This window comes from Albimonas sp., from assembly GCF_055129145.1.
On record NZ_JBSRTQ010000051.1, the window covers coordinates 1 to 25,833 of the forward strand.

The 25,833-nt window shown below is 70.8% G+C and carries 20 protein-coding genes; 10 read left to right on the forward strand and 10 right to left on the reverse strand.

Translation table 11 applies throughout. From position 1 onward, the window contains the following. The 6 genes from ACTB72_RS10085 to ACTB72_RS10110 form a co-directional block, all read left to right on the forward strand. On the forward strand, positions 1–525 hold a 525-nt coding region (locus ACTB72_RS10085), incomplete at its 5' end, for a sensor histidine kinase (protein ID WP_463036866.1). Next, positions 522–1,172, forward strand: coding sequence for a response regulator transcription factor (locus ACTB72_RS10090; RefSeq protein WP_463036867.1), 651 nt, complete (start codon positions 522–524; stop codon positions 1,170–1,172). The genes ACTB72_RS10085 and ACTB72_RS10090, both read left to right, overlap by 4 nt. 274 nt (positions 1,173–1,446) lie before the next feature. Continuing rightward, positions 1,447–2,142 (forward strand): hydrolase, encoded by a 696-nt coding sequence (locus tag ACTB72_RS10095; RefSeq protein ID WP_463036868.1) that lies wholly within the window; start codon positions 1,447–1,449, stop codon positions 2,140–2,142. Between the two features lie 107 nt (positions 2,143–2,249). After that, the gene (locus ACTB72_RS10100; RefSeq protein WP_463036869.1) at positions 2,250–4,106 is read left to right on the forward strand and encodes an amidohydrolase; all 1,857 of its coding nucleotides are present in this window, start codon (positions 2,250–2,252) and stop codon (positions 4,104–4,106) included. 1 nt (position 4,107) lies between these two features. Beyond that, on the forward strand, positions 4,108–4,953 hold the full coding sequence (locus ACTB72_RS10105; RefSeq protein ID WP_463036870.1) for an efflux RND transporter periplasmic adaptor subunit: 846 nt from the start codon (positions 4,108–4,110) through the stop codon (positions 4,951–4,953). After that, positions 4,950–6,554 carry an MFS transporter gene (locus ACTB72_RS10110; protein ID WP_463036871.1) on the forward strand — a complete coding sequence of 535 codons (1,605 nt, stop codon included), beginning with the start codon at positions 4,950–4,952 and terminating at the stop codon, positions 6,552–6,554. The genes ACTB72_RS10105 and ACTB72_RS10110 overlap by 4 nt, the downstream gene beginning before the upstream one ends. A gap of 6 nt (positions 6,555–6,560) precedes the next feature. Here the strand turns inward: ACTB72_RS10110 and ACTB72_RS10115 are convergent, their stop codons facing one another. The 4 genes from ACTB72_RS10115 to ACTB72_RS10130 all read right to left on the reverse strand — a co-directional run bounded on the left by ACTB72_RS10115 (position 6,561) and on the right by ACTB72_RS10130 (position 11,875). Further along, entirely contained in the window at positions 6,561–8,582 is a 2,022-nt protein-coding gene (locus ACTB72_RS10115) for a bifunctional DedA family/phosphatase PAP2 family protein (RefSeq protein WP_463036872.1), read from the reverse strand. A 236-nt stretch (positions 8,583–8,818) separates the two neighbouring features. Continuing rightward, positions 8,819–9,145, reverse strand: a complete 327-nt coding sequence (locus ACTB72_RS10120; protein ID WP_463036873.1) for a hypothetical protein — start codon at positions 9,143–9,145, stop codon at positions 8,819–8,821. Between the two features lie 272 nt (positions 9,146–9,417). Then, entirely contained in the window at positions 9,418–10,854 is a 1,437-nt protein-coding gene (locus tag ACTB72_RS10125) for an amidohydrolase family protein (protein WP_463036874.1), read from the reverse strand. Positions 10,855–10,960: 106 nt separating this feature from the next. Then, entirely contained in the window at positions 10,961–11,875 is a 915-nt protein-coding gene (locus tag ACTB72_RS10130) for a glutaminase (RefSeq protein ID WP_463036875.1), read from the reverse strand. A gap of 149 nt (positions 11,876–12,024) precedes the next feature. Between ACTB72_RS10130 and ACTB72_RS10135 the strand changes: the two genes are divergently transcribed. Beyond that, positions 12,025–12,654, forward strand: a complete 630-nt coding sequence (locus ACTB72_RS10135; RefSeq protein ID WP_463036876.1) for an exonuclease domain-containing protein — start codon at positions 12,025–12,027, stop codon at positions 12,652–12,654. Positions 12,655–12,679: 25 nt separating this feature from the next. Here ACTB72_RS10135 and ACTB72_RS10140 read toward each other — a convergent pair whose 3' ends face one another. The 6 genes from ACTB72_RS10140 to ACTB72_RS10165 all read right to left on the reverse strand — a co-directional run bounded on the left by ACTB72_RS10140 (position 12,680) and on the right by ACTB72_RS10165 (position 20,096). After that, entirely contained in the window at positions 12,680–14,044 is a 1,365-nt protein-coding gene (locus tag ACTB72_RS10140; protein WP_463036877.1) for a virulence factor family protein, read from the reverse strand. After that, a complete protein-coding gene (mprF, locus tag ACTB72_RS10145; protein ID WP_463036878.1) occupies positions 14,041–16,650 on the reverse strand; it encodes a bifunctional lysylphosphatidylglycerol flippase/synthetase MprF in 2,610 nt (869 codons plus the stop codon). Before mprF ends, ACTB72_RS10140 begins: the two co-directional genes overlap by 4 nt. 58 nt (positions 16,651–16,708) lie before the next feature. Then, positions 16,709–18,109 carry a sensor histidine kinase gene (locus ACTB72_RS10150; protein ID WP_463036879.1) on the reverse strand — a complete coding sequence of 467 codons (1,401 nt, stop codon included), beginning with the start codon at positions 18,107–18,109 and terminating at the stop codon, positions 16,709–16,711. Further along, positions 18,106–18,792 (reverse strand): response regulator transcription factor, encoded by a 687-nt coding sequence (locus ACTB72_RS10155; RefSeq protein ID WP_463036880.1) that lies wholly within the window; start codon positions 18,790–18,792, stop codon positions 18,106–18,108. Before ACTB72_RS10155 ends, ACTB72_RS10150 begins: the two co-directional genes overlap by 4 nt. Positions 18,793–18,870: 78 nt before the next feature. Continuing rightward, positions 18,871–19,665 (reverse strand): 3-hydroxybutyrate dehydrogenase, encoded by a 795-nt coding sequence (locus ACTB72_RS10160; protein WP_463036881.1) that lies wholly within the window; start codon positions 19,663–19,665, stop codon positions 18,871–18,873. Continuing rightward, on the reverse strand, positions 19,662–20,096 hold the full coding sequence (locus ACTB72_RS10165; RefSeq protein ID WP_463036885.1) for an acetoacetate decarboxylase family protein: 435 nt from the start codon (positions 20,094–20,096) through the stop codon (positions 19,662–19,664). The genes ACTB72_RS10160 and ACTB72_RS10165 overlap by 4 nt, the downstream gene beginning before the upstream one ends. A gap of 326 nt (positions 20,097–20,422) precedes the next feature. On the opposite strand from ACTB72_RS10165, the gene ACTB72_RS10170 reads away from it, so the two are divergent. The 3 genes from ACTB72_RS10170 (at position 20,423) to ACTB72_RS10180 (ending at position 25,679) form a co-directional block, all read left to right on the forward strand. Continuing rightward, entirely contained in the window at positions 20,423–21,034 is a 612-nt protein-coding gene (locus ACTB72_RS10170; RefSeq protein ID WP_463036882.1) for a PEP-CTERM sorting domain-containing protein, read from the forward strand. A 429-nt stretch (positions 21,035–21,463) separates the two neighbouring features. Then, on the forward strand, positions 21,464–22,786 hold the full coding sequence (locus tag ACTB72_RS10175) for a tyrosine-type recombinase/integrase (protein ID WP_463036883.1): 1,323 nt from the start codon (positions 21,464–21,466) through the stop codon (positions 22,784–22,786). Between the two features lie 274 nt (positions 22,787–23,060). Then, the gene (locus ACTB72_RS10180; RefSeq protein ID WP_463036884.1) at positions 23,061–25,679 is read left to right on the forward strand and encodes an AAA family ATPase; all 2,619 of its coding nucleotides are present in this window, start codon (positions 23,061–23,063) and stop codon (positions 25,677–25,679) included. The last annotated feature ends 154 nt before the right edge of the window (positions 25,680–25,833 follow it).

Sequence of the window (25,833 nt, forward strand, 5' to 3'; positions counted from 1 at the left end):
CTGCTGGCGGCCGAGGCGGCGGCGCTGACCGCCGACCGGGCGCGGGCGGCGGGCGCCCGGGTGACGCTGCGGGTGGCGGCCGGCCTGCCGCCGGTCTTCGGCGACGAGACCCAGCTGCGCCAGGTGCTCGCCAATCTCGTGGCCAACGCGGTCGACGCGGTCGCCCCCGTCGGCGGCGGCCAGGTGCGGATCGAGGTCCGCCCCGCCACCGGCGACGAGCTTCCCCGCCACGCGCCGCCGCCCCGCCCGGTCTTCCACGCCGCCGCCCCGGCCGGCGTGACCTTCGCCGTGGTCGACGACGGCGTGGGCGAGCCCGCGGGCGGCTGGGCGAAGATGTTCGAGCCCTTCGTCTCCACGAAGCCCGACGGGATGGGCGTGGGCCTTCTCATCTGCCGGACCGTGGTCGAGGCCCATGGCGGGCGTCTGGTCGCCGGCCCCAATGTCGACGGGCCTTCCGGGCCGGGCGCCCCGACCCGGGGGGCGCGGGTGGCGTTCGCATTGCCCGCCATGGAGACCCCCGCATGACCGCCGCCGCCCCGGAGTCGCTGGTCGTGGTGATCGAAGACGACGCGGCGGTGCGCGCCGCGCTGGAAAGCCTGATGCGCTCGGTCGGACAGCCGTGCCGGGCCTTCGCCTCCACCGCCGCGTTCGAGGCGGCGGCGCTGCCGGACGCGCCCACCTGCCTCGTGCTCGACATCCGTCTCCCCGAACGCAGCGGGCTCGATTTCCACCGGGCGCTGGCGGCGGAGGGCGACGCGCCGCCGACGGTGTTCGTCACCGGCCATGGCGACGTGCCGATGGCGGTGGACGCGATGAAGGCCGGGGCCATCGACTTCCTGGCCAAACCCTTCCGCGATCAGGCGCTGCTCGACGCGGTGCAGCACGGCGTTCGCCTCGATGCCGAGCGTCGGGCCCGTCGCGCCCGCGACGCCGCCCTGCACGCCCGCGCCGCGATCCTGACCCCGCGGGAGCGGGAGGTGATGCGCATGGTCTCCGCCGGGCTCGCCAACAAGCGGATCGCCCACGAACTGGCGCTGAGCGAGATCACCGTGAAGGTCCATCGCGCCCAGATGATGCGCAAGCTGGAGGTCCGCAGCCTGCCGGACCTGGTGCGCCTGGCCGATGCGCTGGAGCGGCCGGACGTCCCTGAACACGGCGCGCCGAAGGCATAGACCTGCGCTGCGCTTTCCACCCGAAGGTATGGCCCGGCGCGGCCCCCACGTATAATTGCCGGGACCCCCGGTCCCGGGCGAAGCTCCGAGGGTCCGGCGCGCCTGACCCGGCGCCGCCGGAGCCCCGCAACCCAGCGTTTCGACCCCGCCGCCACCCATGCGAGCCTCGCGTTCCCCGCCGACCGCCCCGCGCGCCGGCGCGCGGAGACCTGCGCCCGGCGCCCCCCCTTCCGCCCCGGCCCCGGCCCGCGCGGCGGCCCCGAAGGAGACCAGGATGACCGACCCCAAACTCGCCGTGCTGACGCCCGAGAACGCCCAGCTGATCTTCATCGACCAGCAGCCGCAGATGGCCTTCGGCGTGCAGTCCATCGACCGCCAGGTGCTCAAGAACAACGTCGTGGGCCTGGCCAAGGCCGCGAAGGTGTTCGGCATCCCGACCACGATCACCACGGTGGAGACGCTCGCCTTCTCCGGCCACACCTACCCGGAACTGCTGGAGGTGTTCCCCGACCATCCGATTCTGGAACGCTCCTCGATGAACTCCTGGGACGACCAGAAGGTGCGCGACGCGCTGAAAGCCAACGGCCGCCGGAAGGTCGTGGTCTCCGGCCTGTGGACCGAGGTCTGCAACTGCACCTTCGCGCTCGATGCGATGCGCGAGGGCGGCTACGAGATCTACATGGTCGGCGACGCCTCGGGCGGGACCTCGCTGATGGCCCATGACCTCGCCATGCAGCGGATGATCCAGGCGGGCGCGGTTCCGGTGACCTGGCAGCAGGTGCTGCTCGAATGGCAGCGCGACTGGGCGCGGCGCGACACCTACGATGCGGTGATGGACATCGTGCGCACCCATTCGGGCGCCTACGGCATGGGCGTCGACTACGCCTACACCATGGTCCACGGCGCGCCCGAGCGCGTGACCCATGGCGAGCGCCGCGACCCGGTCCCTGCGAAGATCACCGCCGGATGACCGCCCCCGGCGGCCCGTCGGCGACGCCGGGTCGCCGGCACGTGCTTCAGGGAGCCGCCGCGCTGGGCGCGGTCTCCCTCATCCCCCGATCGGCCGGAGGGCGAACCATGACCCAGGACATCGCGCTCGTGAACGGGCGCATCACCACGCTGGATCCCGGTCTGGGCGAGGTCGCGGCGCTCGCGATCCGCGGGGGCCGGGTGCTGGCCGCGGGGACGGAGGCGGAGGTGCGCGCCGCGGTGCCGAGGGCGAAGGTCATCGACCTCGGCCGGCGCCGGGCGATCCCCGGGCTCAACGACAGCCACACCCACCTGATCCGCGGCGGCCTGAACTTCAACATGGAGCTGCGGTGGGAGAACGTGCCGTCGCTGGCCGACGCCCTGCGGATGCTGCGCGAGCAGGCCCTGCGCACGCCGCCCCCCCAATGGGTGCGCGTGGTCGGCGGCTGGTCGGAGACGCAGTTCGCCGAACGCCGGATGCCGACGCTCGACGAGATCAACGCCGCCGCCCCCGACACGCCGGTCTTCGTGCTGCATCTTTATGCCGGCGCGCTGCTGAACCGCGCGGCGCTGAAGGTGCTCGGCTTCGACAAGGACACGCCCAATCCGCCGGGCGGGGCGATCGAGCGGGACGCGAAGGGGAACCCGACAGGGATGCTGGTGGCGAAACCCTCCGCGCTGATCCTCTATTCCACGCTGGCGAAGGGGCCCAAGCTCGGCCTCGACGATCAGCTCAATTCCACCCGGCACTACATGCGCGAGATGAACCGGCTCGGCATCACCTCGGTGATCGACGCGGGCGGCGGCGGGCAGAACTACCCGCAGGATTACGACGTGATCCAGCGCCTGCACGACGCCGGCGAGATGACGGTGCGCGTCGCCTACAACCTCTTCGCCCAGACCGCCGGCGGGGAACTGGCGGATTACGAGCGCTGGGTGGCGATGACCGAGCCCGGTGCCGGCGACCACCTGCTGCGCATGAACGGCGCCGGCGAAAACCTCGCCTGGTCCGCGGCGGATTTCGAGAATTTCCTGGAGCCGCGCCCCGACCTCGCCCCCACCATGGAATCCGAACTGCATCCGATCCTGGAGATGCTGGCCGCCAACCAGTGGCCGTTCCGCATCCACGCCACCTATGACGAAAGCATCGAGCGGTTTCTGGGGGTGATCGAGCAGGTCTCGGGCGGGAAACCCTGGCCGACCCGCTTCATCATCGACCATGCGGAGACGGTGTCCGACGCCAATATCGACCGCATCGCGAGCCTCGGCGGCGGCATCGCCATCCAGCACCGCATGGCCTTCCAGGGCGAGTATTTCGTGGCGCGTTACGGGCGCGAGGCCGCCGTCGCCACGCCCCCGATGGGCAGGATGCTGAAGTCCGGCGTGCCGGTGGGGGCGGGGACCGACGCGACCCGCGTCGCCTCCTACGATCCGTGGGTGGCGCTTTACTGGATGACCACCGGCAAGACGCTGGGGGGGATGCCGCTTTACGACGAGGCGAACGTGCTCGACCGGGAAACCGCGCTCAGGCTCTGGACCCACGGCTCGGCCTGGTTCTCGGGCGAGGCGGATCTGAAGGGAACGCTGGGGGTGGGGATGCTGGCGGATCTCGCGGTGCTGTCGGCGGATTTTCTCGCCGTGCCGCCGGAGGAGATCAAGGACATCGCCTCGGTCCTGACCATCATGGACGGGGCGGTGGTCTACGCGGCCGGTGATTTCGCCCGGCTCGACCCGCCGCTGCCCCCCGCCTCCCCGGACTGGAGCCCGGTGAACACGATCCCCACGCCGGGGATGCGCGCCGATGCGGGCGGCGCCACGCGGCACGCGCGGGCCTGCGCGGATGGCTGCGGGACCGCCTGCGGAGTGCACGGGCATGACCACCTGATCGCCTGGACCGCGCCCCTGCCGGTCCGGGATCGGGCGCGGTTCTGGGGGGCGCTCGGCTGCGCCTGCTTCGCGGTCTGAGATGGGGATCTTTCTCCGCGTCGCGCTTCTGGCCGCGCTCATCGCCTCGCCGGCGCTGGCCGGGGAGCCGCTGAGCTTCAAGGGCGTGGTGGAGGCGCGATCCTCCGCCCAGATCGCCAGCGGGCGGGATGGCAAGGTGGCCGAGATCCTGTTCCGCGGCGGCGAGCGGGTGGCCGCGGGCGACCCGCTGATCCGCCTCGACGACGCTTTCCAGAGGCTCGACGTGGAGATGGCGGAGGCCGACGCCGCCTCCGCCCAGGCTCGCGCCAGGCAGGCGGCGGCGGAATCGGCGCGCGTGGCCGAGCTGCTGCGCCGCAAGGTGGCGACCGGGACCCAGGCCGACGCCGCGGCGGCGGAGCAGCTCGGCGCCGAGGCCGATGCCCGCCGCGCCGACGCCGCGGTCCGCGCCGCGCGGCTTGCGGTGGAGCGCAGCACGCTGCGCGCCCCCATCGCCGGCCGCATCAGCCGCCCCGAGGTCGAGATGGGCGCCTTCGTCGAAGCCGCAGCCGGGCCGCCGCTCGCGCGCATCGTGCTGCTCGACCCGGTGCTGGTGGCCTATCAGGTGCCCTATGAGGTGCGGATGTCGGTGATGCGGGCGTCGGGCGCGCCGTCCTTCGAGGCGTTGTTCGAGCGGATCACGCTCCGCCTGCGCCTGCCCGGAGGGCTCGACCACCCCTGGGCCTCGCACCCGGCCTTCGCGGATGCGACCGTCGATCCGGCCTCCGGCGCGCTGACCGTGCGGGCGGTGTTCGCCAATCCCCATGACGTGCTGCGCCCGGGGATGGCGGTGGAGATCCTGTCGACCCTCGACGACGCGACCGCGCCTGCCGCAGGACCCAAGCCGTGACCGATCCGCGGCCCGCCGCCGCCGCGCCGGGGGCGTTCGCACCCCTGCGCCAAAGAGTGTTCGCCGTGCTCTGGGCCGCGGCGGTGATCGGCAACACCGGCTCCTTCGTGCGCGATGTGGCGAGCGCCTGGCTCGCGGCCGATGTCGGCGGCTCGCCGGCGGCGGTGGCGAGCGTGCAGGCCGCGGCGACCCTGCCGGTGTTCCTGCTGGCGATCCCGGCCGGCGTGCTGTCGGATATCGTCGACCGTCGCAAACTGCTGATCTTCATCCAGATATTGATGGGGGCGGCGAGCCTCGCGCTCGCCTTCCTCGCCTCCGCGGGCCTGCTGACCCTCTCCGCCCTGATCGGGCTGACCTTCGTGGCGGGCATCGGGGCGGCGCTGATGGGGCCGGTCTGGCAATCCATCGTGCCGGAACTGGTCGAGCGGAAGGACCTTCGCCCGGCCATCGCGCTGAACTCGCTCGGCGTGAACATCGCGCGGTCGATCGGGCCGGCGGGGGGCGGGCTGCTGCTGGCGGCGTTCGGGGCGGGGGCGACCTATCTGGTCGACGTCGCCTCCTACATCTTCGTGCTCGGCGCGCTTTTGTGGTGGCGCCGCCCCGCCAGGGCCGACGACGCGCTGGCCGAGCGGTTTCCGGGCGCGTTTCGCGCCGGTCTGCGCCATGCCCGCGCCTCCGCCGACCTGCGCCGGACCCTGCTGCGCACGGCTTTGTTCTTCCCCTTCGGCGCCGCGGTCTGGGCGCTGATGCCGCTGGTGGCGAAGGACGTGCTGCAGGGCGGCGCGAGCTTCTACGGCGTGATGCTGGGCGCCGTCGGCGCCGGCGCGATCCTCGGCGCGGTGGTGCTGCCGAAGCTGCGCACGCGGCTCGGGCCCGACGGGCTGATGCTGGGAGCGGGGCTGATCGCCGCCCCCGCCATGGCCGCCTTGGCGCTGGGCCCGCCGCAGGCGGTGGGCCTGGGGCTGGCGCTGGTCATCGGGCTCGCCTGGATCGCGGTGCTGACCACGCTCGGCGCCACCGCCCAGGCCGTGCTGCCCAACTGGGTGCGCGGGCGGGGGCTCGCCATCTACCTCACCGTGTTCAACGGCGCGATGACCGCCGGCAGCCTGATCTGGGGCGCGGTGGCGCAGGCGGCCGGCGTGACCCCGGCCCTGCTGATCGCGGCGGCGGCGATGGCGGCCTCCGCCCTGATCGCGCGCCGTTTTCCTTTGCCGGAAGGCGAGGCGGATCTCGACCCGTCGGGCCACTGGCCCGAGCCGCTGACCGCGAGCCCGGTGGAGAACGACCGCGGCCCGGTGCTGGTGACCATCGACTACCGGATCCGGGCCGAGGACCGCACCCCGTTCCTCGCGGCGCTCGAAACCCTCTCCCACGCCCGCCGGCGCGACGGGGCCTATGCCTGGGGGGTGGCCGAGGACGCGGCCGAGCCCGAGCGGATCACCGAGTGGTTCATGGTCGAGAGCTGGGCCGAGCATCTGCGCCAGCATCGCCGGGTCTCGGGCTCCCACGCCGACATCCAGGTCGCCGCCCAGCGCTGGCACCAGGGCGAGGTCCCGCCCGTGGTGCGCCATCTGATCGGGCTGGGGACGGTCCCCGCCTGAGGGGGTTCAGCGCAGGGGCACGAAACACACCGGATCGGCGTCGGCCGGCCGGATCTCCTCCCCGCCCGCGCACGGTCCCGCGCCCGGCGCGATCGCGGCCGAGAGCCTGGCGCGCAGGGCGGCGGCGGCTCCGGCGGGGATGTCGTCATCGCCGGAGGCGGGCGCGATGAGGATCAGGCGCGCGCCCGCTCCGCCCGCATCCGCGGCGCGGGCGCCGCTGTCCCACAGCCGCAGCGACGGGTCGCCGTCGGCGCCGCGCAAGGCCGCATCATGGGGATGCCCGCGCCAGAAGGCCGGGAACAGCGGCGCCGCGGGATAGGGGTCCTCGGTCCAGTCATGCCAGGCGGCGCGCGCCAGCGTCGCCGCCGTGGGCGCGTCCGCCGCCCGCCAGCCGGCCGCCTCCAGCCGCAGGAGCACCGCGTCGAGATCCGCCGCCGCCGCCATCACCGCCACCGGGGCCAGCGCCTCGCCGTCCAGCGCCTCGGTCCGCAGGGGCAGCGCGGGCGTGCCGGCCACGGCGGCGGGGACGAGGATCTCGGGCGCAGCGCTCGCCTCGCGCACCGCCAGCGGCGGTTCGGCGATCACCGCGAGCCACCCCGCGGCCCCGAGCGACAGCGCCACGATCAGCGCCGCCGCGCTCCGCCGCATAGTCCCCGGTTTCGGGCGCGGGGGCGCCGCGGCGCGCATCCGCTCCGCCACCGCGAAGCCGATCACCAGCCACAGCGCGCCCACCAGCCAGCCATTGGCCACGTCCGAGAGGAAATGCACGATCAGATAGATCCGGCTGCCCCCGATCAGGAAGGCGAACGTCGCCGCGGCGACCAGCGCCGTGGTCGGGCCGATGACCCGCTCGCGCCAGGCGATCGCCGCGAGCGTGCCCCAGAATGCCACCGAGATCGTGGCGTGGCCCGAAGGGAAGCTGCCGGAGGTTTCCACGAAGAACCCCAGATCCGGGCGCGGGCGGTCGAACGCGCCCTTCAGCAGGCGCACGGTGATCAGCTCGCCCGCCAGCGCCACCCAGAGCTGGACCAGCGAGGCGCGCCGCCCCGCGACGAGCAGCGCCACGGTGGCCCCGACCAGCGCGGCGGTCACCACCGGCCAATGGCCCAGCTGGGTGATCAGCCCGAAGGCCTGCAGCGCCTCGGGCGTCCAGAAGGCGTGGATCAGGCGGGCGAGGCGCAGGTCGGTCTCGGCCACCTGCGCCTCGAACAGGAAATCGAGCGCCGAATCGGCCCAGGCCGCGGCCACGTAGACCAGCACGGCGAGGAGCGCGGTCAGGGTCAGCCCCTCGAACCGGTCGGTGGCGAAGCGGCGGGCGACGAAGCCGGCGGCGCGCGGATGTCGGGCGATGGCGCGCGCGACCGCCGGCTTGGCGAGGCCGGCGTCCCGCGCCGTGCCGAGCGCCGCGATGGCCAGCGGCAGCCCGCGGCGCAGCTGGGAGGAGACCAGCCAGATCAACCCGAGCGCCGCCGCCACCGCCGCCGCCAGAATCGCCGCGCGTTCCATCTGCGGGCCGACGCGGGCCAGCACGTCGCCGGCGGCGTAGCCGACGCCGACATGGAACGCCGCGTAGGGGACCGCGCCGACCGCGTTCCACAGATGGAACCGCCGCGGCTCCATCCCCGCCAGCCCTGCGGCCAGCGGCGCGAGGCCGGAGACCGGGCCGAGGAACCGTCCCATGACCAGCGCGAGCCCGCCGCGCCGTTGGAACAGCCTCTCCGCCCGGCCATAGGCGGGCAGGCGGGCGGGATCCCAGCGCCCGGTCATCCGGCGCCCCAGCCGGCGCGCGGTCCAGAACCCTGCCTCGCCGCCCAGCGCCGCGCCGACCGCGACGAACCAGACCAGTTCGAACGGGTTCAGCTGGCCGAGCCGCGCCAGCGCCCCGCCCGCGTCCACGATCAGCGTGCCGGGCGCGAGCACGCCGGTGACGAAGAACGCCTCCAGCAGCGCCGCCGCGCCGATGATCCAGTAGGTCCAGACCCCCAGCGCGCCCAGCGAGGGCAGCGCCTGCGCCATCCATCCGCTCATCTTTCCCGTCCTCGCCGCGTTTCCATCATCGCGGATAGGGCGGCGGGGACCTGCGAGGCAAGACGTGCGGACGAAGATCGGCGCGCCTCCGTGCGGCGCGGGCCGCGGAAACGGCGGAGACGAGCCGCGCCAGAAGGCTGCCGAGCGCCAGCGCCGCCCCCGCCAGCGCCGCCGCGGTCATCCGCGCGTCGGCACGAACATTTGCGTCCGGTCGCGCGCGACTTCCTCGAACATGGTCACCGGGTCGCCCTCTTCATGGCGCCGCGATCCGGCGCGCCGCCGACGCCGCCGCCAGCCCGCCGGCCCAGCCCGCCCGCGAGGAACAGGGCGGCGAAGCCGAAGCGCGCGCGATCATGGCCGGGCCAGTCGATCCCCAGGCCCTCGCCGGTCCGGAAGACGCCCAAGGCCGCCATCATCACGGCGATGCCGATTGTCAGGGCGTTCTCGGGCAGGCAGGCGAGCGGCCGGCGCAGCGCCGCGCCCGCCGCCGGCGCCGCGCCGGTCGCGGCGGGGGCGAGGGAGAGCGGGATCATGCCGGCGCCCGGCGGGGGGGAAGGAGGCATGACGCGTCTCCGTCGGGAAAGGGGTTCGGCGATTCTCGTCCTGACGCTCGAACACGCAGCGGGCGGACGCCGCCCTGCAGCCAGACCGCGCCCATGGCTTGCAGCCGGCGCCGCACCGCCCTGCGACGCGCGGCCGGTTCCGGCGGGATCTTGCAGGTCAGCGGCCGTCAGGCGATTCCGGACATGGGTTCGGTCCGAATGCAGCGGCGGCTACATGCAAAGCGCAAGCGGGCGCGGGGGCCGATGCGATTCGGATCGGCCCCCGCGCCCGGTCACCGCATCGGCAGGCTCATCGGCGTGATCTCGTCGGCGGAGCGGCCGAGATAGTCGCGCCCCGGAACCTTCGCCATCATCCGCGCCTGCGCCTCGGTCAGCCGCCCGCAGGCGTCGGCGTGGTCGAGCGTCAGGACGCGTCCCTCCCCGACCACCTGCCTCCCGTCGACATAGACGTCCCGCACCGCCCGGTCGGCCGCGTGGAACACCAGGGATCGCAGCGGGTCGCGCGCCGGCTGCATCCACGGATTGCCCAGGTCCACCAGCACGATATCCGCCTTCATCCCCGGCGCGAGCGCCCCGATGTCGTCGCGCCTCAGCGCCTTCGCCCCGCCCATCGTGGCCGCGTGGAACATCATGTCGAGCGACACCGCCTCCACATCCCGCCCGGCGATGCGCGCGAAGGTGGAGGCCTTGCGGATCTCCTCGATCATGTTGTGCGGCGCGCAATCGGTGCCGATGCCCATGATCACCCCGGCCCGCACATAGTCCCCGAAATTCTCCATCAGGTGGCCGTAGCGGGAGAACGGCGTCGGGCAATGCGCCACCGCCACGCCGTTATCCGCGAGCAGGCCGAGATCGGTCTTGGTCCACCAGTTGATCCAGGAATGCTGATCCAGGAAGATCGCGTGGCCCAGAATGGTCCCGGGCGCGAGGATCCCCAGCGAATGCGCCCATTGCACCGGGGTCTTGCCGTGGCGGCGCAGCATCTCGTGCACTTCCATCACGCCCTGCGCGGTGTGCAGCGTGTAGGGCAGGCCCCGCTCCTGCGCCGCATCGAAGCTGTCGCGCAGCAGCTCGGCGGAGCAATTCTCGATCTGCATCGGCGAGACCACCCCGGTCGCCATCCCCGACGTGTCCCTGGCGAGGTCGTCGAGGAAGGCCAGCGCCTCGTCCATCTGCCGACGGCCGCGCGCCTCGTCCCAGTCGAAGCCGAGCGTGTGGTCGTTCTCCATCTTCCAGTGGCTGGTGGCGAAGCGCGGGGCGAAATAGCCGCGCAGGCCGGATTTCAGGAACAGGTCCTTCCAGCCGGGAAAGATCGCGCCGATGTCGCAGAGCGTGGTGACGCCCGACAGCAGCAGCTCGCAGGCCGCGACCTCGAAGCTCGCCTCGATGGCGGCGTCGTCGACCGGGCCATAGGCCTGCGAACGCTCGTAAAGCCCGGTCATCCACTGGCTGCGCAGCCCATGCTCCTCCCGGATCCCGCGATAGGAGGGTTCGTGCTGGGGATGGGAGTGGATGTCGACGAGGCCGGGCATGACCATGATCTTCGCGCCGTCGATCACCGTGTCGGCCTCGCCGGCGAAGCCCGGGCCGACATGGACGATCTTGTCGTCCGTGAAGGCGATGTCGATGTCGCGGGCGTAGACTTGGCGGCCCTGGGCGGGGTCGAGGACGATGGCCCAGGCGGCGTTCCGGATCAGCGTGGTCGGCATGGGTCACCTCTCGGGGGGATTGTTTGGAGTCGACGTCAAGCGACGCTATGCGGCCACGCGCGGCGCGGGCAAGCGGCGCGGGGGGCTTGCGTCAGGGGGGCGCGGGTCAGCTTGCGTTGAACACGGACCAACCCATCGCCTCCGAAAGATCCTCCAGCGCCTGCGTCCCCAGCAGGGAATTGCCGTAGCGGTCGAGCCCCGGCGACCACACCGCGATCGAGGCCACCCCCGGCACGACCGCCATGATCCCGCCCCCCACCCCGCTCTTGCCCGGAAACCCGACCCGATAGGCGAAGGCGCCCGAGCCGTCGTAGTGCCCGCAGGTCATCATCAGCGCGTTGATGCTGCGCACGTTGCGGCGCGAGATCAGGTCATGCCCGGCCCTGAGCCCGGCGAGGAACCGCCCCGCGCGGGCCAGCTGCGCGCAGCTCATCTCGATGGCGCATTGGTGGAAATAGGTCCCGAGCACCCGCTCGCAGTCATGTACGAGGTTGTCGGAGGCCTTGAGGAAATGGGCGAGCGAGCGGTTGCGATGCCCGGTCCGGGTCTCCGACGCCGCCACCGCCTCGTCGATGAAGATCGCGTCGTCCCCGGCCGCGGCGCGGATGAAGACCAAGAGCTCGGCCAGCGCCTGCCGCGGCGTGCGCCCGGCGAGCAGCGCGTCGGTGACCGCGATGGCGCCGGCGTTGACGAAGGGGTTGCGCGGGCGGCCCTTCTCCAGCTCCAGGTCGACCACGGAGTTGAAGGCGTTGCTCGACGGCTCCCGCCCGATGCGCCGCCACAGCCCGTCCCCGACCCGGCCCAGCGCCACCGCCAGCGCGAAGACCTTGGACACGCTCTGGATCGAGAACGGCTTCAGCGCGTCGCCATGATTGAACTGCGTGCCGTCGCGCAGGCAGACCGAGATCCCGAACTGCGCGGGGTCGATCCGGGCGAGTTCGGGGATGTAGTCGGCGACCTTGCCGTGCTCCGCCGCCGCGCGCATCCGGGCTTCGATGTCTCGGAGGTGATCGACGAGCATGGTCCGACCCTCGGGCGGCGCGGCGGGCAGAGCCCCAGTCTAGGCCGAAGCGGGGGGCGGGCGCACCTGTCGCATGCGCGGGATTGGCGGCGTCGCGGGCGGCTGCAACCCGGGGCGGGACCGGCTATGAAGGGGCGGCGAAGCTGACCATGGAAGGACATCCCCTGCGTTTCCGATCCGAGTCCTCGCGCGCGGCCCCCCCGGGCGGCGTCTACCGTTTCATCGCCCTCGACGTGGAGACCGCCTGCAGCGATGTGGCGAGCATCTGCCAGATCGGCGTCGCCTGCGTGCGCGCCGATGGCGGGATCGAGACCTGGACCACGCATGTGAACCCTCGAACCCGATTCTCGGCGTTCAACATCCAGCTCCACGGCATCGGCCCCGAGCAGGTGGCGGGCGCCCCCGACTTCGCCGAAGCCATCGCGATGCTCGAGCCGCTGCTCGCCCGTCACCACATCATCCAGCACAGCAGCTTCGACCGGCGCGCGATCCATGGCGCCTACGCGGCGCTGGGGCGGGAGGCGCCGCCCTGGATCTGGGGCGACAGCGTGCGCATCGCGCGGCGGGCCTGGCCGGAGTTCATCGGCGATGGCGGCCACGGGCTGGGGCATCTGAAGCGGCGGCTCGATCTGGACTTCGCGCATCACGACGCCGGCGAGGACGCCCGCGCCGCCGCCCAGGTGGTGCTGCTGGCGGAGCGGCGCACCGGCGTCGCCTTCGAGGCCTTGCTGGCCCCCGCCCCGGCCCCGGCCCGGACCGCCGCCGCGCGGGTGCGCTGACCCCGTCCCCGGACCGCCGCCGCGGTCAATCCGTCTTCGCCGTCCCCGACCCCAACCGCTGGTCCAGCCCGGCGAGCATGCGGGTCGCGATCGCCGCATAGTCGCCGTCGAAATGGTGGCCGCCGGCGGTCCTGACCACCTCCGCCCCGGTGGCGGCGAGGGCGGGGCAGGCGGAATCGTCCTCCTCCGCTCCGTAGAAGCATTGCAGCCGGGGCGCGGGGATTTTCGCCAACGCCGGTCCGATGGGTTTCGCGGCGGAGGACGCGCCGCCGAGCCAGCCGTTCACCGAGATCTCCCAATCCGCCGCTTCGGCGGGGGCGAGCAGCGAGATCTGCGTCACTCGCTCCCGCATCGCCGCGGGCAGGGCGTCATAGGCGCCGGGCAGGACCGAGGCCCCGAAGGAATAGCCGGCGAGCAGGATGTGATGCACGCCCCAGCGCGCCAGATAGGTGGCGGCGATCCGGTTCAGGTCGGCGGCGGTCGCCTCGGGCGTGCGCGCCGACCAGAAATAGCGCAGGGCGTCGAGGCCCACGGTCGGCACGCCGGCCTTTTGCAACGCCTCGGCCACCGACCGGTCGAGATCCCGCCAGCCGCCGTCGCCGGAGATCACGATGGCCAGCGTGTCGCGGGTCGGCGTGGCGGGAAGCTCGGCCAGCGGCAGGGTTTCGGCCTGCCGTCCCAGCGCCGCCAGCGCCGCGTCGACGCCATGGGCGAGCGCGGCGGGGGCCTGCGCCGGGTCGCGGGCGAAGGCGTAGGCGGCGCGGTCGGCCTTTAGCGCCGCCATCTCCACCCCGCCCTCACCGGGCGCGTCCGACGACAGGATCACCGACAGCGACGCCGCCTGCACGCCCGCCGGCAGGTCGTAGACCGGCCCCTCGGCCGAGGTCCGCGGCCCGGTCCCGGTGCAGAGCGCGTGGGAGGGCTCGCCGCGCGGCGTCGGATCGACCGCCACCACCGCGCCCACCGTCGCCACCGGGGTCTGGGCCAGAATATCGAGCGCCAGCGCCCCGCCGGCGCCGCGCCCGGCGATCACCGGGGCGAGGAACACCGACGCGCCGCTGCGCCGCCCGATCTCATGGCTGACCCGCTCGATATCCGCGACGAGGTAGACGCAGTCGGTCGCGGCGGCCTCGATGGTCCGCGTCAGGGCGCCTGCATCCACGGCGATCACCGCGGCGCCATGGGCGCGCAGGGCTTCGGCCGCGCGGTCGTCGGCCTCGGACAGCCCGCCGGCGTCCGACAGCAGGAACACGCTCGCGGTCGCCGGGCCGTCGGGCATCAGCAGCCGGGCCCCGGCGAAAAAACCCAGATCCAGCGGCTCCGCCGCCGCCGCCGCGCCGGCGATCAGCGCCAGCGCCGCCGCGAAAGCGACTTTGACCATCGGGTTCATGGTTTCGCGTCCTTGGTTCGGCCATTGATCAGCCGGGTCACGTCGATCAACGCCAGCGCCGGCTGCAACCCGCCCGCGACCGCCAGATAGCGCGGCCGCCATTCGGGCTGGAACCCCGCCTTGAACGCCCGCAAGCCTTTGAAATTGTAGCTCCGCGCCCCGTGCTCGAACACCACGTGGCCGAAGCGCTGCCAGATCGGCGCGGCCTCGCTGACCGACAGGCCCGAGAGCGGCGCCATGCCGAGGGAAAGGCCGCGCGCCTCCTCCGCCTGCAGGCGCAGGATCAGGCTGAGGAACAGGAATTCCATGGTCACGCCGGGCGCGTCGGCGCGGTGGCGCATCAGGTCGATGGCCGCCTCTTCGCGCCGCGCCGTCTCCAGCAGGGTCGCGAAAGCCACGATCCGCGCGCCGTCGCGCACCACCGCCACCCGCTGCGCGGCGACGTATCCGCGGGAGAACGCGCCGAGCGAGAACCGCTTTTCGCGGCCCCCCCGCGCCCCCAGCCATTCGGCGGAGATCGCCTCCAGTTCGTCCATCGCGGGCTCCAGCGTGGGGCCGGCCAGAATGTCGAGGCTCAGCCCCTCCCGCGCCCCGCGGGCGAGGACGTAGCGCTGGTCCTTCCTCGCCTTCCCCTCCATCGAGAACGCCGCCAGATCCACGCGCGCCTCCTCCCCCAGCTTCAGGCAGGCGAGGCCGGCGTCGGCATAGAGCGACAGGGTGTCGGCGCGGACCTCGTAGAACACCGCCCGCCCCCCGGCGGCGCGGGCGGTTTCGAGGAAGCGCCAGATCAACGCCGGCCACGCCGCCGGGGGCCCCACCGGGTCGAACAGCGCGATCCAGGACCGGTTGCGCACTGCATACATGATGAAGGCGTCGCCCGCGTCGGAGAACAGCAGGCTCTTGTCGCCCGACCGCACCAGCGCCGCGTCAGGGGAGGATTGCAGGGCGACGATGGCGGCGGCGCGGGCCAGATCCGCGGGCGAGGGCGGCGCCGGCGCGTGCGGGATCGGGCGGTAGAGGGTCCAGAGCCCGATGCCCCCCGCCAGCATCGCCGCCCCGACCAGCGCGCGCAGGCCGCGGGGGGCCTCGGCCATCGTCTCGAACCGCGTCCAGCTCTGGATGCCGAATTCGGCGTGGCCGTAGACGAAGACCAGCAGGGCGGCGGCGGCCGACAGCACCGCGATCAGCGCCAGCGCCCAGCGCCAGGTGGGCGCCTGCTCGCGCGCCGACGCCCGGCGGGAGAAGCGGCGGCGCGACGCGAAGAGCAGCAGGACGAAGAGCGCCAGCGCCGCCGCCTCATAGGCCGCGAAGGCCTTGGCGATGGAGAGGAGGATCGCCGCCATCGCCGCGCCCATCGCGAGGCGCCGCGCCCCCTGCAGCCGGTAGGCGAGGCCGCGGGCGGAGATCATCAGCACCACGCCCATGACGCTGGCGAGGAAATGCGCGCTCTCGAGCACCGGCAGCGGCAGGATCGAGGTCAGCCAGTCCAGGTCCTCCGGCGTCGCCGGGGTCACGCCCGACAGCACCAGCATCGCGCCCAGCAGCAGCGCCAGCGCCGACAGCGCCTGGGGGGCGAGCCCCGCCGCGGCCTGGCCGAGCGCCAGCGTGGCGGGATCGCGGCTGAAGCGCAGCGCCTCGGCCCCGGTGAGGCCGATGGCGGCGAGGGTCAGGGGCAGGGCGTGGTAGATCAGCCGGTAGAGCGCCAGCGCCGCGGCGATGTCGGCGACGGGGGCGGCGGCGCCGATGGCGCCGATCACCACCGCCTCGAACACGCCGAGGCCCGCGGGGACGTGGCTCGCGACGCCCAGCGCCACGGCGACGGAAAAGACCGGCAGGAAGGCGGGATAGCTGATCGCCCCCGCCGGCAGCAGCACCCACAGCGCCAGCGCCGTCGCCGCCGCGTCGGCGGCGGTGATGGCGAGCTGGGCGAGCATCGTGCGCCGCGCGGGCAGGGTTGCGGCGAACCCGAACAGCCGCGCCCGGCGCCCGCCCCGCCACAAAGCCAGCCCCGCGCCCGCAAGGATCGCGAGGGCGACCGCGCGCACGACGCCGGCGCCGACGCCCGAGACCGACGCGGCCTCCCCCGACGCGATCAGCGCGGCGGCGGCCGAAGTCACGATCAGGCCCAGGCCGAAGCCCGCGGCGACGAAGGCCACCACCCGCGCGATCTGGCCCGGGCTCGCCCCCAGCGGCAGATAGAACCGCGCCCGCACCGCGCCGCCGGTCAGGGGGCCGAAGCCGATGGTCTGCGACACCGCGAAGGCCGCCACCGCCCCCGGCGCGACCTCCCGCCAGCGCCGGGCCGCGCCGATGGCGGCGAAGGCGTTCCAGTCATAAAGGGTCAGCACCCCGAAACTCATCGCCGTGGCCGCCAGCGCCGCGGCCAGCCGCCAGGGCGGGACCGCGACGAAGGCCGCGACCATCGCTTGATAATCGCTCTCCGCCAGGAAATGGCTGAGCGCGAACCCCGCCAGCCCCAGCACGCAGAGCGCCAGCGCCGGCACGAGAATCGCGCGCCGCGCCATCAGCGCGCGCAGGGCCGCCGGGGCCCGCAGGCGCGGTTCCTGCGCCGCGTCCGGCGTCTCGGTCGCCGACAAGGCGTTCATTTCGACAGTCCCCCGGCGCGACTTGCGCCGAGCGCCATCTAGGTCGCCCATGCCCGCCTCAGTCTGACGCCCGGATTACATCGGCGTCATGTTCGGCCCCGTCGCCTGGAAACCTCACCTCCGCCCGCAGACCCGGGGCGTTGTCGGCGAGCGTCAGGCGCCCCCCATGCAGCCGGGCGATGGCGTCGACGATGGCGAGGCCGAGCCCCGCCCCCGGCGCGCCGCGGCTGACGTCGAGCCGCACGAAGGGGCGGATCACCCGCGCCCGCGCCGCCTCCGGCACGCCGGGGCCGCGATCGGCGACGACCAGCGCCGCGCCGGGGCCCGCGCCCATCGACAGCCGGATCTCCGACCCTTCCGGCGCGAAGCGCAGCGCGTTCTCAAGCAGGTTCGACAGCATCTGCGCCAGCAGCTGCGGATGCCCGTCGACCATGCGCGACGGCGGCAGGTCGGGGACGAGGCGCAGGCCCTGCGCCTCCGCCGCCGCGTCGTATAGCTCGGCCATGTCGAGGGCGAGGCGGGCGAGATCCAGCCGCTCGAACTGCTCCGCCGCCACCCCGGCCTCGATTCTCGTCAGGTCCAGCAGCCCCGAGGACGTGGCCAGCACCGACCGGCTTTCGCGCAGCGCCGCCTCGATATGGTCGCGGGCCTCGCGCCGGTCGTCCTCGGTCATCGCCGCTTCGAGATGGCGTTCCAGCCGTCCCAGCGGGCCGCGCAGGTCGTGGCCGAGGCTGTCGGTGACCAGGCGCAGGTCGCCGACCAGCGTCTCGATCCGCGCCAGCATGACGTTGAGCGCGCCCGACAGCCGGTCGAATTCGTCGCCATTGCCGTCGGTGGCGATGCGGCGCGAGAGGTCGCCCGCGGCGATGGCGCTCGCCGCCCGCCCGATCTCGTCCATCCGCGCCAGCAGCAGGCGCGACAGCAGCCAGCCGGTCAGCACGGCGAGCCCTGCCGCCAGCACCAGCCCGAACGCCACCGCGCGGGCGAGCGTGCGGTTGAAGACGGCGCGCTCCACCGTCGGTTCGCCGACCAGCAGCGCCTCGCCTCCCGCCAGACGCCGGGCGGCGGCGGCGAGCCGCTGCGGTTTCGACGCGCCGGGCGGGCGGTGGCTGAACTCCTCCCACCCGGCCCCTGCGACCAGCCCAGGCGGCCAGGCGGCGAGGTCGCCGGCGAGCCGCGCGCCCGCGGGATCCATCAGCAAATAGACGAAGGGCGACCCTTCCGGATCCGCCAGCCGGGCCGCGATCTCGGCGGCGAGCCGGGGCGCGCCGCCTTGTCCGTAAAGATCGGCGAGGTCGTCGAGCTGCAGCTCCACCCGCTCCTTCAGCGCCGCGTCGATCACCCCGCCCGCGGCCCAGTCGATCCAGGCGAAGAGGCCGCAGCCGATGACCACCACCACCGCCAGATGCGCCGCCAGCAGTCGCGAGCTGGCGTTCCTCAGCAGCCGCGGCCGCCTCACGCCTTGTCCGACATCATGTAGCCCGCGCCGCGCACGGTGCGGATCAGCGGCGGCTCGCCCGCCTCGTCGACCTTGCGGCGCAGCCGGCTGATATGCACGTCGACGACATTGGTGGTGGGGTCGAAATGATAGTCCCAGATCCCCTCCAGCATCATCGAGCGGGTCACCACCCGGCCGATCCGGCGCATCAGGAATTCGAGCATCTGGAATTCGCGCCGCTGCAGCTCGATCTCGCGCGCGCCCCGCCGCGCGGCGCGGGCGATGAGGTCGAGGCGGAGGTCGCCGCAGACGAGCTCGGTCTCCTCCTTCGGCGCGGCATGGGGACGGCGCAGCAGGGCCTCGAGCCGCGCCTCCAGCTCCGACATCGCGTAGGGTTTCACCAGATAGTCGTCGGCGCCCGACCGCAGGCCCTTCACCCGTTCGTCGATCGCGCCCACCGCCGTCACCAGGATCGCCGGCGCGGCGACGCCTGCCGCGCGCAGCGAGCGCAGCACCGCGAGCCCGTCGAGATCGGGCAGCATCCGGTCGAGCAGCAGCAGGTCGAACGGCGCGCCGGTGCCGACATAGAGCGCGTCGCGCCCCGACCCGGTCTCCTCCACCACATAGCCGAGCGCGCGCAGGCTTTTCACCAGATAGGCCCGGGTGTCGGCGTCGTCCTCGACCACCAGTATGCGTTTCGACATCGGGGCTCCTTCCGGGGGGCGCGGGGGGAGACGATCCGCCTCCCCCCGCCGTCGCGCAAGTCTCTGCCAGGGCCGCGCCTACTTCATCGACCAGCCGTGGGAGGCGATCATCGACTGGCCGGTGAGCGCGTTGGTGGGGAAGGCGGCGAAGAGATGCGCGACCTCGGCGATGTCCTCGACCGTGGTGAACTCGGCGTCGACCGTCTCGCCCAGCATGACCCTGGAGATCACCTCATCCTCCGAGATGCCCAGGTCCCGCGCCTGCTCGGGGATCTGCTTGTCGACGAGCGGCGTGCGCACGAAGCCGGGGCAGATCACGTTCGACCGCACGCCCTTCTTGCCGCCCTCCTTCGCGATCACCCGCGACAGGCCCAGAAGCCCGTGCTTGGCGGTCACATAGGCGGATTTCAGCGGCGACGCCTCCCACGAATGCACCGAGCCCATGAAGATGATCGAGCCCGAGCCCTGCTTGTACATGTGCGGGATGCAGGCCTTGGAGGTCAGGAAGGCGCCGTCCAGATGGATGGCGAGCATCTTCTTCCATTCGGCGAAGGGGAAATCCTCGATCGGGTGCACGATCTGGATCCCGGCGTTGGAGACGAGCACGTCGACCCCGCCCCAGGCCTTGGCGACGCGGGCGACGCCGTCGTTCACCTGATCCTCGTCGGTCACGTCCATGGCGACGCCCATCGCCTCGCCCGGACCCTTGGCGGTCAGCTTCGCCGCGGCGTCCTCGGCCGCGTCCTGCTTGAGGTCGGCGATGGCGACCCGGGCGCCGTCGGCGACGAAGCGCTGGGCGATGGCGTGGCCGATGCCGCTGGCGGCGCCGGTGATGATGCAGCTTTTGCCCTTGAGGCTCATGGCGTTGGTCATGGGATCAGTCCTTCCGAAGATAATCGTGAACCACCTCGCCCGGCCCCGGCGTGAGGTCGGCGAGGATATGGAGGGCGGAGACGAGCGCGCGCCGGCGGCCCGTGCCCGCCGGCGTCGAGCGTCCCTGCCAGCGTGTTCTTCTCCCCCCGGAACGATGGGGCGGCGAGCTTCCCGGGAAAGCCCCGGCGCTCCCGTCCGCCCGCGATGGGCGCGTCGTCGTCGAGGTGCATGGCGTTGACAAGGCCGCCCGCCGCCCCGTCGAACGTCGCGGGGACCCTGGCCGGTCTCGGGGCGGGACGGCCCTTTGCCGGCGCGGCGCGCGCCGCTTGACATCGCAGCCCCCGACAGGGGGCGGGAAGGCCTTCCGGGCAGGGCATGAGCCGGGCGCGCCGACGCGTCGCAACGCCCCGCTCCCCGCTCGCTTCCGACATCCATGCGAGGCCTCCGCGCGCGCGATCTCCGGGAGGGGCCCCGGCGGCCGACCCTTCTTCAGCTAGGCGCCCGGTCTGGCCGGGGGATGGCGCGATTCTGAACAATCCGTAAGGCGCCGCGCGCCGCCGGTCAGCCCCGTTCCGAAGTCGGGTGGGGACGTCAGGCGCCCGCGGCGCCCGAGTGCGCCGCCGCGCGTCCAGGCGGATCGGGGGGAGACGGCCGGAATCGCTTGCGACGATTGCTCCGGTTCCGGTGGCGAACGCGCCTCATCTGTGGCAGAAACAAGGAACAGGCGTCGAATTCACCAGATCACCCGGAGCGAAACATGCGTCCCTTCGTCTTGCTTTGCGCGGCGGCGCTGCTGCCCGCCGCCGCAGCCGCCTCGACCATCGACAGCGGCCCGGCGAACACATACCTCTCGTTCGGTCACGCGAACGGCGCCGATGTGGCGGGCGGGACGTTCGTCGCCGATGCGAACACGCTCAACAGCTTCACGCTGTCGCTCTTTGGGGAGAACTCGGGCTTCCGCGCCGTCGTCATGTCCGGCGTCGGGTCCGGGACCGGCGGAACGCTGCTGTGGCAGAGCGTCGACATGTCGGCGCCCGAGGATGTCGAGACGTTCAGCTTCGCCCCCGAGCTGACCCTGACCCCCGGCGTCACCTATTTCATCGGCATCGACACCGGCAACCTCACCTCGGTCGTCGGAAGCGGCATGTATGGGCTCGGCGCCCGGGATGACGATCCGATCGCCTCCGGCCATGTCCTGGCGCGGTTCAATTCCGGGTCGACCTTCGCATATGAAATCGCATGGGACATCGCGAGCGAGATCGTGATGACCAACAGCGTTTCCGCCGTGCCTCTGCCGGCGTCGGCGCCGCTGCTGGCGGCGGGCTTGGGTCTGCTCGCGCTGGCGAGGCGTCGGGGCCGCCAGGCCTGAGCCGCCTCCGCCGGGCGGGGCCGCCTCGGCGTCCCCGTCCCGCCCCCCCGTTCCATGCGCTACGTCCATCTCGTCGACGCCGAACGCGACGACGCCCGGCCCCGCGGGACGGGGACGGACCTCGCCGCGAACCGGGCGCGCGACGGCGCGATCAGGCCGGGCCGTTCGAACCGCCTGACGACGGTTTCCGTTTCGAAATGGGAATTGGTGCACCCGACAAGATTCGAACTTGTGACCTCTGCCTTCGGAGCTGGTCAAGTACCCCATCCGAATTGTGCGATAGGGTACGCCAGAGTACGATAACCTTCTGAAAAACATTGATTTTCAGGATCGACGCTCCGAAGTCTCTATCCGAGAACACGCCCGAATTTACCTCCAAGTGCTTACGTGGTGCTTACGCGAAAATCGGGTCCGGCAGGGACTGGGACTATGGCGAGGATCACCAAACGGTTAGTCGATACGGCCGAAACGGGCAGCAAGGATTACGTCATCTGGGATGACGAACTCCCGGGGTTTGGCCTTCGCGTCTTCGCTTCCGGAAAGCGGAGTTACGTCATCCAATACCGCTCGAGGGGCCGATCCCGGCGCTACACCATCGGTCTTCATGGCGTGTGGACGCCGGAAAGTGCGCGTCGTGAGGCCAAAGCACAACTCGGCCGGGTCGCTCACGGCGACGATCCTGCGGAAGAGCGCGAGGAAGAGCGCAAGGCGTTCACCATCAAGCAGCTCTGCGAGCAGTACATTGCCGATATGGAAGCCGGCCTCATCCTGGGAAAAGGCGGTAGACCGAAGAAGGAAACCACCATCGCCACCGATGTCGGGCGTATCCGCAGGCACATCATTCCTCTTCTGGGCACACGACGCGTGCAGGACATCACCAAGCCGGACATGAACAATCTGATGAAAGACATCATTGCCGGGAAGACCCGCGTGACAGTGAAGACCGAAAAACTTCGCGGCAAGGCGATCGTTCGCGGCGGCCGCGGGACCGCAATCCGGACCATGGGACTGCTTGGTGGCATCTTCTCATATGCAGTCGAGGCTGGGGTTATCGAACACAATCCAACGCACGGCCTTCGCAAACCGAAATACCAGGTTCGGGACCGTCGGCTCAGTGAAGCTGAATACCGGACCCTCGGCACCATTCTTCGGGAAGCACATAAGAGCGACCACTACCGAATCCACGCCGAAATTCTTCTGCTGATTGCGCTGACGGGCTGCCGGCGAGGCGAGATCGTCAACCTCAAATGGAGCGCAGTCGATCTCGAAGGAAGCTGCTTGCGGTTGGCCGACAGCAAGGAAGGCGCCTCCGTTCGTCCTGTCGGGCTGCCTGTCGTGGAATATCTAGAACGTGAACGACCGCAGAGAACCGGCACTTACGTATTTCCCGGCCAGGGTATCGACAACGTGGTCGGAAATTTCCCGCAGAGTTGGAAAAAGCTGTTCAAGGATACCCCGCTCTGGGACGTCACGCCTCACGTGCTGCGGCATAGTTTCGCGAGCATCGCGAACGACCTGGGCTTCACCGAGATCACGATCGCTGCTCTGATCGGGCACGCGAAAGGGTCGGTGACCAGCAAGTACGTTCACACGCTCGACTCCACGCTTATCATGGCTGCGGACACGGTGTCCGGCTACGTGAAGGCCCTACTTGAAGGGATCGAGTTTAGGCGGAACACCTACACGCTGGATCGACAATCCCGGCAGAGCGCGATCGATCAAATGCTGACAGAATCGAGGCCGGCCGTGTAGGCATAACGGCATTCTCACAAAAACTACGAACTCACTTCACGGGCCTTGCAACGATCCCTAATCACCAAATCTGCCAGTGATGTCCAATTCTGCCTTCAAATATGACGGCCAGTAGCGCGGCGCGGACGAAAGCAACGCCCGGGACCTGAGCGGACACCATGATCGATGCATGCTATTCTGGGAGGGCGTGGATTCGGTCTGTTACTGAGACAATATTGGCGGGCTTTCGGCGCTATCAACTATACGGGGAAAGGGCCGCGCCGGGGGCAACAGAATGAATAAGAAAGCAAACAAGACAGTACTCGAAACAATACTCGACTGGTCGACTGAGCGTCCCCTCTGGCAAAGGGATGCGCTGCGCCAGATCGTGACCGGCGGGACTCCCGATGAGGCCGCTGTCACCGACATACTGGCCTTGTGCAAAAAGGAGCATGGGGGCGAAGGCGTTACGTTGGAAGCGGCGGTGCTCGAAGCGGCACATCTGCCGGCAACCCCTGTCGGCGGTGAAGCGATAGCGCTGGTCAGCGTCGGCGACATTGCCGGTGTGAACCAGCTTGCACCGGGCCAGACTTTGCCGTTCGAGGCGACGGGATTGACGATCGTTTACGGACCGAACGGGTCCGGCAAATCCGGGTACGGGCGGGTGCTCAAGCGGGCCTGCCGCGCCCGTAAGGCGGGCGAGATTATGCCCGATGCCTACAATCCGCCGCCGGCCGGCAAGGCAACGGGCACATTCACGATTCTCAAGGACGGATCACCCGAACCGCCTGTCAGCTGGACGGATGACGACAAGCCGGACGCTGTGCTGTCGGCGGTCAGTGTGTTCGACCGGGACTGCGGATCGGTCCATGTGCAGGAAAAGAACGAAGTCGCTTTCAGGCCCTTCGGGCTGGACATTCCCGACGACCTCGCGGGTGTTTGCCAAGCGCTCAAGCAAAAACTGGGCGCTGAAGAAACGCAGCTCCAGGCCGTCCGTGACCCGGTGTTTGATAAGCCGACATGGAATACGGCCACGCCGGTGGGTGCGATCATGTCGGCCCTGAGCCATAACACCAACCTAGCGGCGTTCGAGAAGCTCGGCGAGATGACCGCCGATGAACGCGCAAGGCTGCTGCGCCTTGATGAGGACCTTCTGAAGAACCCGGCGGACGCCGCCGCCCAACAGCGGCTCTTTGCCGGCAGCGTTCGGCAACTGATAGCCACGCTGGACAGGATTGCCATCACCTATGACGACGAACCGCTGGTCAGGCTGAAGGCACTGGCCGATACGGCAAGAAGTAAGCGGGCAGCGGCCAATCTCGCCGCGCACGATACGTTCGACGGCCTTGCTATTCCCGGCGTCGGCGCGGAAACGTGGCGCACCTTGTGGGAGGCGGCGCGCCGCTACTCTGAACAAACAGCCTATCCCGGCTCTCCCTTCCCGCCCGCGGGGGACGAAGCGTGCGTCCTTTGCCATCAGGCGCTCAGCGCCGAAGCCAAAAACCGCATGGGAGGTTTCGAGGCATTCATCCGGGCTGATGCCGAGTCACAGGCGGCAAGCGCCGAGCAGGAATTCTCCGATGCCCTTGCAGCGTTCAGGACGCGCAAGCTGGATGTGCGCGTGATGGCGCAGGCGCGGCAGCGCATAGCTCTTCAACAGGCGAGCCTCGCCCGCAGCATCCTGCGCTTCGTCGCCAGCGCGGATTTGCGGCGCCTTAAATGTCTCCGTGCGCTTTCGTCTCCTGATGCGCTTGTGCTGCCGCCGCTCTCGCCTTCACCGAAGGCCGAACTGGAGAAACTGGCCGGCGCGCTCGAAGCCTATGCCGTGGAGCTTGATGAAGCTGCCGACATGGAAGGCCGCAACAAGCTGATCCTTGAACGCGACGCCCTGAAGGACCGGGCGGCCGTTCCTGACCTGCTCGAAACCGCAAAGAAAGAAATAAAGCGCCTGGCCGATCTGCGGATTCTGCGCGCCTGCATCGCGGCCACAGCGACCAACGCCATCACCAAGCTCGGGAATGACATCGCCGATAACGTCATCACCCCGAAGATGCGCGACCAGTTTCAATCGGAAATCGTACGTCTCGCGGCGGAAAAAGTGCGCGTGGAAATCGTGCGGTCAGGCGGGCAGTACGGCTCGCCCAACTATCAGGTGCGCCTCTTTGCCAACCCGAAAGCCAAAGTCCACATGGTCCTGAGCGAGGGTGAGCAAACATGCGTGGCACTGGCTGCGTTCCTCACCGAGCTGGCAACGTCGTCACATAAATCGGCGCTCGTGTTTGATGACCCGGTGACATCGCTCGATCATCGCTGGCGCGAAAAAGTGGCGGAACGGCTGGTCGAGGAATCCAAGGCGCGCCAGATCATCGTCTTCACCCACGACATGGTGTTTGTGAACGACCTGCACGACAAAGGCGTCCGCGAGGGCCTTCCCATGAAGCTTGTCAGCCTGTCGCGCGGCCCTGCCGGCACAGGCATGGTCAGCGAAGGATTGCCTTGGCAGCATGCCAGCATCCGTGACCGGATCGACAAGCTGGAAAAAGCGGCAAGAGAAGCACGCAAGCTCTATGATGCGAACGATGAAGAAGGATATCGCGACACCGCAGTGAAGATTTATGACCGGCTCCGGGCAACGTGGGAGCGCGGGCTCGAAGACGTGGCGTTTGCCGGGGTCATCCACCGGCACCGGGATTATATCGACACCAAGAACCTGAAAAGGGTCACGGTCATCGAAGGCGCGGATGTCGAAACTTTCCGCAAGAACTTCAAGAAATGCAGCGACCTGGTGGAGGCTCATGACCCGTCGCGGGCACGGGACGGTGCCGTTCCTCCACCCGACGATATCCTTGCCGACATAAAAATCCTTGCCGACTGGGCGGAATCGATCAGGACAAGGCAGAATGCCCTGAACTGAGCGCGTGCGAAGATAGATCGGGCGTCGCCAAACCCTTTTCTGCCCGGGATCGTCAGTAACCGCCCGTTTTGGACCGCCTGCCGGGTTGTCGCCTGACGAGGTAAGAGACGTGCATAGCGACGTCGTTTGCGACGTGTCTTGCCGGAGGGCTCAT